The sequence below is a fragment of the Streptosporangium sp. NPDC000095 genome (assembly GCF_042899335.1).
Classification (GTDB): domain Bacteria; phylum Actinomycetota; class Actinomycetes; order Streptosporangiales; family Streptosporangiaceae; genus Streptosporangium.
In genome coordinates this window covers 1,130,005-1,142,975 of the sequence record NZ_JBIAZS010000001.1, presented here as the reverse complement: position 1 = coordinate 1,142,975, position 12,971 = coordinate 1,130,005, and the positions used below count along the sequence as shown (strand labels likewise).

The 12,971-nt window shown below is 69.2% G+C and carries 11 protein-coding genes; 8 read left to right on the top strand and 3 right to left on the bottom strand.

Going from position 1 to position 12,971, the window contains the following annotated elements; genetic code table 11:
* Positions 1-20: 20 nt before the first annotated feature.
* Positions 21-743, bottom strand: coding sequence for a GntR family transcriptional regulator (locus tag ACFY3V_RS04735; RefSeq protein WP_362898568.1), 723 nt, complete (start codon positions 741-743; stop codon positions 21-23).
* 445 nt (positions 744-1,188) lie between these two features.
* Between ACFY3V_RS04735 and dapA the strand changes: the two genes are divergently transcribed.
* From dapA to ACFY3V_RS04695, 8 genes are all read left to right on the top strand, one after another.
* Positions 1,189-2,115, top strand: a complete 927-nt coding sequence (dapA, locus tag ACFY3V_RS04730) for a 4-hydroxy-tetrahydrodipicolinate synthase (protein ID WP_362898566.1) — start codon at positions 1,189-1,191, stop codon at positions 2,113-2,115.
* Positions 2,116-2,279: 164 nt separating this feature from the next.
* Positions 2,280-3,965 carry a ribonuclease J gene (locus tag ACFY3V_RS04725; RefSeq protein ID WP_350944687.1) on the top strand — a complete coding sequence of 562 codons (1,686 nt, stop codon included), beginning with the start codon at positions 2,280-2,282 and terminating at the stop codon, positions 3,963-3,965.
* Between the two features lie 204 nt (positions 3,966-4,169).
* Complete coding sequence (locus ACFY3V_RS04720; protein WP_362898563.1) at positions 4,170-6,692, top strand: DNA translocase FtsK; 2,523 nt, start codon at positions 4,170-4,172, stop codon at positions 6,690-6,692.
* 101 nt (positions 6,693-6,793) lie between these two features.
* On the top strand, positions 6,794-7,549 hold the full coding sequence (locus tag ACFY3V_RS04715; RefSeq protein ID WP_350944684.1) for a RodZ domain-containing protein: 756 nt from the start codon (positions 6,794-6,796) through the stop codon (positions 7,547-7,549).
* A 191-nt stretch (positions 7,550-7,740) separates the two neighbouring features.
* Positions 7,741-9,150: a 30S ribosomal protein S12 methylthiotransferase RimO gene (gene rimO / locus ACFY3V_RS04710; protein ID WP_350944682.1), complete on the top strand. Its 1,410-nt coding sequence runs from the start codon at positions 7,741-7,743 to the stop codon at positions 9,148-9,150.
* A gap of 25 nt (positions 9,151-9,175) precedes the next feature.
* Entirely contained in the window at positions 9,176-9,781 is a 606-nt protein-coding gene (gene pgsA / locus ACFY3V_RS04705; protein ID WP_362898559.1) for a CDP-diacylglycerol--glycerol-3-phosphate 3-phosphatidyltransferase, read from the top strand.
* Between the two features lie 31 nt (positions 9,782-9,812).
* A complete protein-coding gene (locus tag ACFY3V_RS04700) occupies positions 9,813-10,316 on the top strand; it encodes a nicotinamide-nucleotide amidohydrolase family protein (RefSeq protein WP_362898557.1) in 504 nt (167 codons plus the stop codon).
* A gap of 207 nt (positions 10,317-10,523) precedes the next feature.
* Positions 10,524-10,871, top strand: coding sequence for a helix-turn-helix transcriptional regulator (locus ACFY3V_RS04695; RefSeq protein ID WP_350944677.1), 348 nt, complete (start codon positions 10,524-10,526; stop codon positions 10,869-10,871).
* Here ACFY3V_RS04695 and ACFY3V_RS04690 read toward each other — a convergent pair.
* On the bottom strand, positions 10,868-11,659 hold the full coding sequence (locus ACFY3V_RS04690; RefSeq protein WP_362898555.1) for a DNA-formamidopyrimidine glycosylase family protein: 792 nt from the start codon (positions 11,657-11,659) through the stop codon (positions 10,868-10,870). The two genes, ACFY3V_RS04695 and ACFY3V_RS04690, sit on opposite strands and share 4 nt — an antisense overlap.
* Before the next feature lie 201 nt (positions 11,660-11,860).
* Positions 11,861-12,310, bottom strand: a complete 450-nt coding sequence (locus ACFY3V_RS04685; protein ID WP_326637143.1) for an Rrf2 family transcriptional regulator — start codon at positions 12,308-12,310, stop codon at positions 11,861-11,863.
* Between the last annotated feature and the right edge of the window lie 661 nt (positions 12,311-12,971).

The following is a 12,971-nucleotide window of genomic DNA, read 5'->3' as shown; positions in this document are numbered from 1 at the left end:
CGCCGCGGTGGACGCGGCGGTCAGGGGTGCAGGGGGTGGGTGTACACGAGGCGGAAGCGGTCGCCGGGGATGACGATGTCGCTCGTCTCCACCGGGCGGTCCCCCGCCCAGTGGGTGCGTTCGACGTGCAGGACCTGGACGCCCGCGGGCAGGGCGAGGGCATCGCTCTCGGCCGGTTGCGGGACGCGGGTGTAGACCTGCTCGACGATCTCGGTGATCTTGACGCCGACCGCCGACAGGCGGGCGATCAGGCTTCGGGGGCCCTCCTCCGTGATCTCACCGAACTCGGCGGGCTCGTAGGAGGTGGCGAGCTGGATCGGCTTGCCGTCGCCGCGGAAGACGTAGTGGGTGCGGGTGACCGGGGCCGATTCGTCCAGCCGCAGGCGGTGGGCGATGTCGGGGGTGGCGTCGGCGGGTTCGGCCCGCCAGTCCCAGGTGGCCCGGGTGCCCTGTGACTGGATGTCGGCGCCGAAGGGGGTGGGGTGGTCGTGGAAACGCCATCGGTGCAGCGGGAGCAGCACCGGCTGCTCCCGTACGTAGTGGCCCGAGCCGACGCGGCCGACGATGAGGCCCTCGGCGGCGAGCACGCGCAGCGCGTGCCGGGCGGCCGTCTCGCCCACGCCGTATTTCCTGGTCAGCTGGGCGCGCGAGGGGATCGAGGTGCCGGGGGGAAGGGAGCCGTCGACGATCTGGCGCCGGATGTCGGCGACGACGCGCAGGTAGACAGGATCGGAGCTTGCCACGTGTCCATCCCTGGGGGTCTGGGGCGTTGCCCCATCCTGCCGTATTCGATACGCGACGCAGGGTAATGGACCCGATTTGGAGCTCCAACTTTACCGTTGTCCCCAGAGGGATCCAAAAATATCTCAGAGACCCTGTAACGCCCGCGTAAGGACCGCCGATTCAACGGTAGAGGTCGTCGATGTGTGTACCCCCGAGCACATATCGGCGGCCTCTTTCTCGTTCGGGGAAGTCCGTGTCGCCGCCAAAGTGGACAAAAGCCTTATTTGTCTATAAATGGGTCAAGAGTGTGGTTGCCGGGGTCCGCCGCCGTGACGGCGTATATCCACGTGTACGGTGTGCAGCGGGCACCTCGGGGGGATGTTCGCTCTTGGGCTCATCGGTGGACGGAGGTTAGGCGGGGTGGCGGGGTCCACCGTTTCAGCGGATCCGGGTAGCGTTCGGTCTATGGCAGCGCCAACTGGAACCTCCGACGCCCCCTTCGGCCGCATGCTGACCGCCATGGTCACACCGTTCACACGTGACGGAGCGGTCGACTACGAGACAGCGGGGCGCCTCGCCACCTACCTGGTTGACGAGCAGCGCAACGACGGCATCGTCGTGAGCGGTACGACGGGGGAGTCCCCGACGACCACCGACGACGAGAAGGAGCGTCTCCTGCGCGCCGTCGTCGAGGCGGTCGGTGATCGCGCCACGGTCGTCGCCGGAGCCGGGACCAACGACACCCACCACAGCGTGGAGCTCGCCAGGTCCGCCGAGCGCGCCGGGGCCCACGGTCTCCTGCTGGTGACGCCTTACTACAGCAAGCCTCCCCAGGAGGGGATCTACCGCCACTTCGTCACCGTGGCGGACGCGACGGCCCTGCCGGCCATGCTCTACGACATCCCCGGCCGCAGCGGCGTGCCGATCCTGAGCGAGACGCTCGCCAGGCTCGCCCGGCACGAGCGGATCGTCGCGGTGAAGGACGCCAAGGCCGATCTGTTCGAGGGGACGCAGGTCATCGCGTCCACCGGCCTCGCCTACTACTCGGGTGACGACACGCTCAACCTGCCGTGGCTGTCGGTGGGAGCCGTGGGGTGCGTCAGCGTGATCGGCCACGTCGCGGGCGCGGAGATCGCCACGATGATCGAGGCGTACCGCTCGGGGGATGTCGCGGGTGCGCTCGCCGTCCACCGCAGGCTGCTCCCCGTGGTCTCCGGGATCATGATGCAGGCCGGCGGCGCGATCATGGCGAAGGCGGCGCTCTCCCTGGTCGGACGGCCCGCGGGGCCGATGCGGCCACCCCTGGTGGAGGCGACCGGGGAGCAGCTCGCCAGGCTGCGCGAAGACTTGATCGCGGGCGGTGTGAAGCTGCCCGACGAAGTTGTGACGTGAGACAAGACACCGCGGCCCTCACCGGCCGCATCCGGGAGGAACGAGAGTTTGCGCGAGAGAAGACACAAGGGTCCGCTGGGGGACGGAGTGCTCGGCGAGGGAGTAGTCCTGCTGCCCACGAGGGCTTCCGTCGCATGTGAGACCTCTGAGAGAGGTGTGGCCGGATGAGTCACCCCCATCCCGAACTCGGGCTGCCGCCCGCGCTCGTCGACGGTGCCCTGCGCATCGTCGCGCTGGGCGGGCTCGGTGAGATCGGCCGCAACATGGCCGTGTTCGAGTACGAAGGCCGGTTGCTGATCGTCGACTGCGGGGTGCTCTTCCCCGAGCCCGACCAGCCCGGCATCGACCTGATCCTGCCCGACTTCGAGTACATCCGGGACCGCCTGGACGACGTCGAGGCCGTGGTCCTGACCCACGCGCACGAGGACCACATCGGTGCCGTGCCCTATCTGCTGCGCGAGCGCCGCGACATCCCGATCGTGGGATCGAAGCTGACGCTGGCGCTGATCGAGGCCAAGCTCACCGAGCACCGCATCCAGCCGACCAGACGTGAGGTCGTGGAGGGGGAGCGGCACAGGTTCGGGCCGTTCGAGTGCGAGTTCCTCGCCGTCAACCACTCCATTCCCGATGCGCTCGCCGTCGCGATCAGGACGCCCGCGGGCATCGTCCTGCACACCGGTGACTTCCGGATGGACCAGCTGCCCAGTGACGGGCGGCTGACCGACCTGGGCGGGTTCGCCAGGCTCGGCGCCGAGGGCGTCGACCTGCTGATGTCCGACTCGACCAACGCCGAGGTGCCGGGCTTCGTCACCAGTGAGCGGGAGATCGCACCGGTCATCGACGAGGTCATCCGCACCGCGAGCAAGCGGGTGATCGTGGCGAGCTTCGCCTCCCACATCCACCGCGTCCAGCAGGTCATCGACGCGGCGGAGAAGCACGGCCGCAAGGTCGCGCTGGTCGGCCGTTCGATGGTGCGCAACATGGGCGTCGCCCGCGACCTGGGATACCTGAGGGTCTCGCCCGGTTTGATCGTCGACGCCAAGGAGATCGAGGGCCGTCCGCCGGAGGACGTGGTGCTGATCTGCACCGGCTCCCAGGGCGAGCCGATGGCGGCGCTGTCACGCATGGCCAACCGCGACCACCCGATCCGGATCGCCGAAGGCGACACGGTCCTGCTGGCCTCCTCGCTGGTGCCGGGCAACGAGACCGCGGTGAACAACGTGATCAACGGGCTGTCCCGCTGGGGCGCCCGCGTGGTGCACAAGGGCAACGCGAAGGTGCACGTCTCCGGGCACGCCGCCGCGGGCGAACTGCTGTACGTGCTCAACCTGACGCGGCCGTCCAACTTCATGCCGGTGCACGGTGAATGGCGTCACCTGCGGGCACACGCCAAGCTCGCCGCGCTGACCGGGGTTCCCGACGACCACATCGTGATCGCCGAGGACGGCGTCGTGGTGGACCTGATCGACGGCCGGGCCAAGATCGTGGGTGCGGTTCCCGCCGGTTACGTCTACGTGGACGGCACCTCGGTGGGCGACGTCACCGACTTCGCGCTGAAGGACCGCCGCATCCTGGGCGAGGAGGGCTTCATCTCCATCGTCATCGTGGTCGACACCGCCACCGGCAAGCTCGCCGGGGGCCCGGAGATCCACGCCAGGGGATCCGGCATCGACCCGGCCATGTTCGACGACATCCTTCCGCAGGTCGAGAGGGCGCTGCAGGAGAACGCGGCCGACGGGGTGGTGGACATCCAGCAGGTCCGCCGCGTGGTCCGCAGGACCGTGGGGCGCTGGGTGAGCGACACCTACCGCCGTCGCCCGATGATCATTCCCGTGGTGGTCGAGGTCTGACCTTCGCCCCGTACGGCGGCCTCACCGGCCGCCGTACGGGCCCTGCCGGGGCATGGAAGACGCTTTCCGGCAGGCCAATGGGACATTCGTTGCCCTTCATTGCTTTTTGTGAAGTATCGACCGATATGGCGAAATGCGGCCGAGGGTCGATCGCTCCGGCGAGTCGGCGCGCAATCCACCACCCGTCTCGTTAACCTCCCTAGCATGGCCACCCGTACGTCTAAAGGATCCTCAGGAAAGCCCCCCGGGAAGGGGTCCTCCGGTCGTTCGGGCACCTCCCAGGCCCGTACGGCCTCCGCCAGGCGGCCGCCCGCCGCCCGGAAGAGGAGCACGAGCCAGGCCCGCAGGCCCTCGCCCCAGCACGACCCGATCAGCTGGGTGCTCATCATGATCGGCAAGCTGTTCATGGGCATCTGGATGCTCCTGGCGGGGGGCATCGGCAGCGCCGCGCGGGCACTGGGGCAGAACGCGCGTGAGCTCGACCCCGTCCACCGCCGCGACGGGCTCGGCCTGGCGGTGTTCGCCGGAGCGGTCGTGCTCGCCGCCATGACCTGGCGGAAGAACACCGGCACCGTCTCCACCGTGGTCGACGGCGTCATGCGCGGTGTCTTCGGTTCGCTGACCTGGGTGATCCCGATCCTGCTCGTGCTGCTGGCCTGGCGGCTGCTACGCCACCCCGACCAGAACGCCGACACCGGCCGGATGATCATCGGCTGGTCCGCCCTGACCATCGGCGTGCTCGGCGTCGTGCACGTGGTCCACAACACCCCGTACCCGTCCGGGGGAGAATCCGACGGCATGGACAAGGTCTCGGCCGCCGGAGGCATGGTCGGCTTCATCGTCTCCGCGCCCCCGGCGAGCATCCTGCCGTCCTTCATCACCATCCCGCTGCTGCTGATCCTGTCGGGCTTCGGCATCCTGGTGATCACCGCGACGCCGGTGCACCGGGTCCCCGAACGGCTGGCAGAGATCCGGCACATGCTCTTCAACCGGGATATGCCCCCCGCGCCGCGCGTGTCCAGGAAGAAGCCCTCCACCCGTAAGAAGCCGGAGTCCGAGGGCGACGAGCTCGGCGACCACGTCAAGCCCTACGACACGCCCCTGGTCGCCGAGACGCCCGGCGGGTCCCCGGAACACTCCCCGGAGATCGTGCCCGGCCTGGTGGAGGACGAGGCGGCGGAGGAGGCGGTGGTCAGGGCCGCGCCCCCCGAGCCGTCCCCGGCCCCGCGCAAGGTCGAGCAGCTCGTCCTGTCCTCCCAGGCCGGCCCGTACACCCTGCCCGAGCCGCAGCTCCTGCGTCCCGGCACCGCGCCCAAGCCGCAGACGAAGGCCAACACCGTCGTCGTCAACGCGCTGACCAGCGTGCTGGAGCAGTTCGCCATCGACGCCCAGGTGATCGGCTTCACCCGGGGGCCGACGGTGACGCGCTACGAGATCGAACTCGGCCCGGCGGTCAAGGTCGAGAAGGTCACCGCGCTCACCAAGAACATCGCGTACGCGGTCAAGTCGGCCGATGTCCGGATCCTTTCTCCGATCCCCGGGAAGTCGGCGATCGGGGTCGAGATCCCCAACACCGACAAGGACCTCGTCTCGCTGGGCGACATCCTGCGCTCCCCGGTGGCCCAGGCCGACCATCACCCGATGATCGTCGGACTCGGCAAGGACGTCGAGGGGCGCACGATAGTGGCCAACCTGGCGAAGATGCCGCACCTGCTCATCGCGGGCGCCACCGGCGCGGGCAAGTCGGTCTGCGTCAACGGACTGATCACCTCGATCCTGATGCGCGCCACCCCCGACGAGGTCCGCATGGTCCTCGTCGACCCCAAGCGGGTCGAGCTCAGCGTCTACGAGGGCATCCCGCACCTCATCACGCCGATCATCACCAACCCCAAGAAGGCCGCCGAAGCGCTGGAGTGGGTCGTCGGTGAGATGGACCGCCGCTACGACGACCTCGCCGCCAGCGGCTTCCGGCACGTCGACGACTTCAACAAGGCGGTCCGCACCGGCAAGCTGGTGGCGCCGCCGGGCAGCGAGCGCGTCTACCAGCCCTACCCGTACCTGCTGGTGATCGTCGACGAGCTCGCCGACCTGATGATGGTCGCCCCGCGCGACGTCGAGGACTCCATCGTCCGCATCACCCAGCTGGCCCGTGCCGCGGGCATCCACCTGGTCATCGCCACCCAGCGCCCCAGCGTGGACGTGGTCACCGGTCTGATCAAGGCCAACGTGCCCTCCCGGCTCGCCTTCGCCACCTCCTCACTGGCCGACTCCCGGGTCATCCTGGACCAGCCGGGTGCCGAGAAGCTCGTCGGGCAGGGCGACTCGCTCTTCCTGCCGATGGGTGCGAGCAAGCCCATGCGGCTGCAGAACGCCTTCGTCTCCGAGAAGGAGATCGGCGAGATCGTCGGGCACTGCAAGGCCCAGATGACGGTCGAGTACCGCGAGGACGTGTCCGTCGTGGCGACCGCGAAGAAGGAGATCGACGAGGACATCGGCGACGACCTCGACCTGCTGGTCCAGGCGGCCGAGCTCATCGTGACCACCCAGTTCGGCTCGACCTCGATGCTCCAGCGCAAGCTCAGGGTCGGCTTCGCCAAGGCGGGTCGCCTGATGGACCTGCTGGAGAGCAGGAACGTCGTCGGGCCCAGCGAGGGGTCGAAGGCGAGGGAGGTCATGGTCAAACCCGACGATCTGCCCGGCCTCCTGGCCGACCTGCGCGGGGGCTGACGGCACCGTACAGGGAACGGCACCCCCGCCGCACACCTTCCGCCCGGTTACTGATTGAATAGGTACCGCTACGCAACGTCGGGGGCTGGGAGGCGTGCGCCATGGGCATTGGAAGCGATCTGGCGGATGCCAGACGGTCGATGGGGATGACCGTCGGGCAGTTGAGCGCGCGGACACGCATTCGCGAGGTTCTCATCCAGGCGATCGAGAGGAACGACTTCTCGCAATGCGGGGGAGATTTCTACGCGCGAGGCCATATAAGAAACATCGCCAAGGTCGTCGATCTCGATCCCGAGACGCTGGTGCACCGCTACGACGAGCAGCACGGGGGCGTGCCGCTGCCGGTGCGGGCCTCCAGCGTCTTCCAGGCCGACATGCCCCTGAAGATCCGTGAGCGCCGCTCGCCCAACTGGACGACGGCGATGGCGGTGGCGCTGGGCATCGTGGTCATCTTCGGTGTGGTGCGGACCATGGGCGGGGGAGACACTCCCGTGGCGGATCTTCGTCCCATGCCGGTGCCCGCCGTACCGCCGCCCTCGGCGGGCTCGGGTCACGACTCACCGCGCCGGGCGGCGTCGCTGGCCGAGGGGAAGCGGCGCGACATGGTCGTCCTCCAGGTCAAGGCGAAGCGCACCTCCTGGCTCGACGTGCAGGACGCGGGCGGCCGGAGGATCTTCTCGGGGACGCTCGCGGCGGGCAAGACCTCGACCTGGAAGGCGAAGGTCGGCATGAGGGTCACTTTCGGTGACGGAGGAGCCGTCTCGCTGAAGGTGAACGGTAAGGACGTGGGTGCCCCCGGCCGCCGAGGACAGGTCGTCAACCGCTCCTACGAGGCTCCCGCGGCCAAGAAGCGCTAGGTCAGGCCATGGGGAACGCCTCACGCGCCGCGCGTCCGGGAAGGCCCGCGGAGCCCCGGGACCGCCCGCGACGGCGGCGTGCCCGGGGTGGGGCGGTGCCTGAACGGAGGCCTGGGCGGGGCCTCGATGGGGGCCTCAATGGGGGGAGGTGCATCGGGTAGTGGCCAACTCCCGATACCGTAGTGTTCACCATGTCATCCCGCCGAACCGCATCGCTGATCACGCTTGGTTGCGCACGCAACGAGGTCGACTCCGAGGAACTCGCCGCTCGCCTTGAGGCTGCCGGTTGGCAGCTGGGCGACGACGATCCCGACGTCGTCGTCGTCAACACGTGCGGCTTCATCGACTCGGCGAAAAAGGACTCCATCGACACGCTGCTCGCCGCGGCCGACTCCGGGGCCAAGGTGGTCGCCGCGGGCTGCATGGCGGAGCGATACGGCGACCAGCTCGCCGACGCGCTGCCCGAGGCCGCGGCCGTCATCTCCTTCGACGACTACACCGACATCGGCACGCGTCTCGACGATGTGCTGGAGGGCAGGCCGCTCGTCCCGCACAGTCCCCGCGACCGCAGGACCCTGCTGCCCATCTCCCCGGTGGAACGCGCCGCGGCCCCCAGGACCGGCATTCCGGGCCACGGCGAGCTGCCCGAGGGCCTGGCCCCCGCGAGCGGCCCCCGGCCGCTCCGCAAGCGCCTGGGTGACGGCCCGGTGGCGTCACTGAAACTCGCCTCCGGCTGCGACCGGCGCTGTACGTTCTGCGCCATCCCCGCCTTCCGCGGAGCCTACGTCTCGCGCGGTGCCGAGGAGCTCCTCGGCGAGGCCGCCTGGCTGGCCGAGCAGGGCGTGAAGGAGCTGGTGCTGGTCAGCGAGAACTCCACCTCCTACGGCAAGGATCTGGGCGATCTGAGGGCGCTGGAGAAGCTCCTGCCCTCCATCGCCGCGACCGAGGGCGTCGAGCGGGTGCGCGTCAGCTATCTGCAGCCCGCCGAGCTCCGCCCGGGACTGCTGGAGATCATCGCCTCGACCGAGGGGGTGGCCCCCTACTTCGACCTGTCCTTCCAGCACGCGAGTGGCCCGGTGCTGCGCCGGATGCGCCGCTTCGGTGACCCCCGGCGTTTCCTGGACCTCCTGGAGTCGATTCGTGCCCACGCGCCCGAGGCGGGTGTGCGCTCCAACTTCATCGTGGGTTTCCCCGGCGAGACCGAGGAGGAGTTCGGGGAGCTGGTGGGCTTCCTGGAGGAGGCCAGGCTCGACGTCATCGGCGTCTTCGGCTACTCCGACGAGGACGGCACCGAGGCGGCCTCGCTCCCCGGCAAGCTCGACCAGGAGATCGTCGACGCCCGGGTGTCCGCCCTCACCGAACTGGCCGAGGAGCTCATGGCTCAGCGGGCCGAGGAGCGGATCGGGACCGAGGTCGACGTCCTGATCGAGGAGGACCTGGGCGACGGCGGCTACGAGGGCCGCGCCGCTCACCAGGGGCCCGAGGTGGACGGATCCGTGACGGTCCAGGGCATCGGGCTGGTGCCGGGCCAGATCGTCCGGGCCGTCGTGGTCGACTCGGAGGGGGTCGACCTGATCGCCCGCATCAAGGCGGCCCCATGAGTGCGCCGCCGGGCCGGGAGAGCGTATGACCAACACGCCAGAGACCGGCACCGACTCGACAGCGGCATCCGCGCGCCCCAAGGTGAGCGCCTGGAACATCGCCAACGTCGTGACGGTGATACGGCTGGCGATGGTTCCGTTCTTCGCGGCCTGCCTCTTCCTCCCCGGAACCGGCTGGCGGGCCGCGGCGCTGGTGGTCTTTCTGGTGGCCTCGCTCACCGACCTGCTCGACGGCGAACTGGCCCGCCGTTACGGCCTGATCACCGACTTCGGGAAGATCGCCGACCCGATCGCCGACAAGGCCCTCATCGGCGCCGCCCTGGTCAGTCTCTCCATCCTGGGAGAGCTGCCCTGGTGGGTCACCGCCGTGATCCTGGGCAGGGAGTTGGGTGTCACCACGCTGAGGTTCGCGGTCATCCGGCACGGTGTCATCCCGGCCAGTTACGGCGGGAAGGTGAAGACCGTCCTGCAGATCGCCGCGATCGTCTCCTACATCTGGCCGGGCGTGCCCGACCTGATCCGCTGGGTCGTGATGGGCGCGGCGGCCCTCGTCACCGTCGTCACCGGCCTCGACTACGTGATCCGGGCGATCAAGTTGCGGCAGGTCGCGAAGCGGGCGCGGGCCAGATGAGGACGGGCGCCGAGTCTGTGAGGTGGGCCGGATGAGCCGACGCCCGCCCGTGACCGCCGAGATCCTCTCCCTTCTCGTCCGCAGGGGCGAGACGGTGGCGGTGGCCGAGTCGCTGACCGCCGGGCTGATCTGCGCGGCCCTCACCGGCCCTCCCGGGGCTTCGGCGGCCTTTTTGGGCGGGGTCGTCTCCTACGCCACCGAACTCAAGCACCGGCTGCTGAACGTTCCGGCGGACCTGCTCGCCCGTGAGGGGGCGGTGCACCCAGGGGTCGCCGCCGCCATGGCCGAAGGGGTACGCCTCCTCGTCGGTTCCACATACGGTCTGGCGGTCACCGGGGTGGCCGGCCCTGAGCCGCAGGATGGTAAACCGGTCGGCACTGTGCATCTCGCTGTTAGCGGTCCGGGAGGGCGGGTATGGCACCGGGATCCGCGGCTCTCCGGGACGCGCGATCAGATCCGGGAGGCGACCGTGAATGAGGCCGTAGACCTCCTCCGAGGTGTGCTGGAGGCGAACGTGAGGGAACATTCGGGATGATTACCGCGTTACGTCCCCAGCGAACATGCTCCACATGGTCTGCCGCGTTGTCGGTGGATACAGGTACGGTGGAACTGTGAGTGAGGTAAAGGTCAAGCGATGATGACGGCGAGGAGTATGTACCAAGGGTCGCGTTCGAAGAACGGGCGGCACGAACCGATAGCGCGGAGTGTCGTGAAGACGCCCGCGCCGGGGAGGGAGCGACAGATGGTCCTGCTGCGTCAGCTGCTCGGTGACGTGCTGCGGCGGCTTAGGGTGCGCCAGAGTCGCACCCTTCGTGAGGTGTCCACATTGGCTCGGGTTTCTCTCGGATATCTGTCCGAGGTGGAGCGCGGCCAGAAGGAGGCCTCTTCGGAGCTGCTCGCGTCGATCTGCGGTGCCTTGGGCGTGCCGCTTTCACAGGTTCTCCGTGAGGTTTCCGATCAATTTGCCTTGGCCGAGCTGCAGCATGCTCCGGTCCTGGCCAACGATGTTCCCGAACGGGAGCGTCTGCCGATTCCCGAAACCGTGCCTGATTCCGTGTTCCCCGAGGTCAACGACATGGTCGCCGCCTAGCCGGTCGGTTCTTCCGGCTGGCAGTGACGGCACCAGACGATCAGCCGTTCCTGCGGCTGTTCGCCCATCTCCCCACGACTGATCCGACGCCCGCAGCGCAGGCAAGGCCGCCCGGCCCTGCCGTAGACCCAGGTGCTCCGTCCCGGACGGAGGTCGCCCGTCGTCGTTCTACTCGGGCGTTCCTTGTTGGCGTCCAGCAGCCGCCGTGCGATCGACACGATCGCCCCCAGATCCTCAATGGCTCCTACGGGTCGCCACGGCGACACTCCGGCGAGAAAAAGCGTCTCGGCGCGATAGATGGTGCCGATTCCCGCCAGGTTGCGCTGATCGAGCAGCGCGACCCCGATGCTCGTTTCAGGCCGCCGTGCCAGCCGCCGTACGGCTTCGGTCTCGTCCCAGTCCTCCCCGAGCAGATCGGGTCCGAGGTGCCCGACGAGCAGTTCCTCCCGCTCGGTCGCCACCAGATCGACCATGCCCAGCCGTATCCCCGCCGCCTGCCATTTCGCGTTGGCGAGCACCAGGCGGACGACATCGCCGCCGGGCAGCCCACGTCCCGCGGGTGAGATCTGCCAGTGGCCCTCCATCCGCAGGTGGGTGTGGACGGTGAGCCCGCCCTCGACCCTGGTGAGCAGATGCTTGCCGCGCGAGACGGTCTCCAGCACCGCGCGTCCGGTCAGGTCGGCGGTGGAATGGCGGGGCACGCGGAAGTCCGAGCGGGTGAGCACCCGTCCGTCGAGCGCCCGGCCGAGCCGCAGTGCGGAGCGGTGGACGACGTCACCCTCGGGCACGGCGCCCGCCCCGAGACGTGGGCCGCTCCCGTGCGGTGAGCCGGTCGAGTGAGACGGATGGATCCCGCGAGCCGGACCTGTCTCGGGTGGCGGGGCGGTCGAGTGAGACGAGGTCTCCTGAGATGAGCCGGTCTCGGACGGGAGGCCGGTTCCGGAAGGACCCGGCCGGCCGGAACCCTGTGGGCGGCCACCCCGGCACGGTCAGTCCCAGGCCGCGGGGTCCGCGGACAGGCTGCGGACCCGCTCGGGGAGGGCTCCGGTGGCCACGTTCTCCAGGGTCACCTCCTCCAGGATCGCCCGTTCGCTGGCGCGCAGCGCGATCCAGACCTGCTGCAGTGATTCGGCGGGACCTCGGTATCCGACGTGCTCGGGCCGCTCCCCCCTGACATTGGCGAGCGGGCCGTCAACGGCGCGGATCACATCGGCGAGGCTGATCTCGGCGGGCGGGCGGGCCAGTACGTAGCCTCCCTCCGGGCCGCGCTGGCCGCGAACCAGTCCGGCGCGGCGCATCTGAAGCAGGATGTTCTCAAGATACTTGGGAGGCATGTCCTGCTCTTTGGCCAGCTCACCCACCGTGGTAGGGCCGTCACCCGCGGCGGCGAGTTCGGCGGCGGCACGGAGGGCATAGTCGACACGAGCGGATAGGCGCATGTAGCCGATTATCCCGCCTGCTATTGGTTCCTTACGCGCGAGGGGCCGAAGGAGGTGAAATCACCCCCGTCGCTCTCGGTGACGACGGGCACGTAGAGCGACGCGCCGGTGTGTCCCGGCGGGTGCGTGACACGGTGGTGAGGTGCCGTCGCGGGGGTACGGTCCGGCGGCGGAGCGAGGCGGCCGGTGGGGATCTCCTCGGGTTTTCGGAAGTGATGTCGCAGCTCAGAGGTGTGTCGGGGGTGTGTGCCACGAGGATGAGACGCCTTTGGGTGCTCTCGTGGGCCCAGTGGTACCACCGCGCCGCGGCTCACTCGGTAGGGGGCGGTGTGATCCGTTCCAGATCGTGCCAGATAGGCGAAATTCCCGATATATTCGTAATGTCGGAAGCGTGGACACCTCCGCCCCGGCTCCGGACCGGGTCGTGGCGATGGTGTCCGTGTCGAAGTCTGCCCCACCCCGGCCGTGAGGGCTTGCCGGAAAGAATCTCTGCCGCTTCTGGGAGCGTTCCACGCACCGGGCAGGCGTCGCGGCCCCTCGCCCTACGGGCGTCGCGGCGGCGGGTGCGGGAGACGTGCGGTGAAACGGCGACGAGCGGGAGAGGCGGCGCCGGCGTGTCCTCCGTAGCCCTCGCGGGGTGAGGGCGGGGCTAAACTGTCAG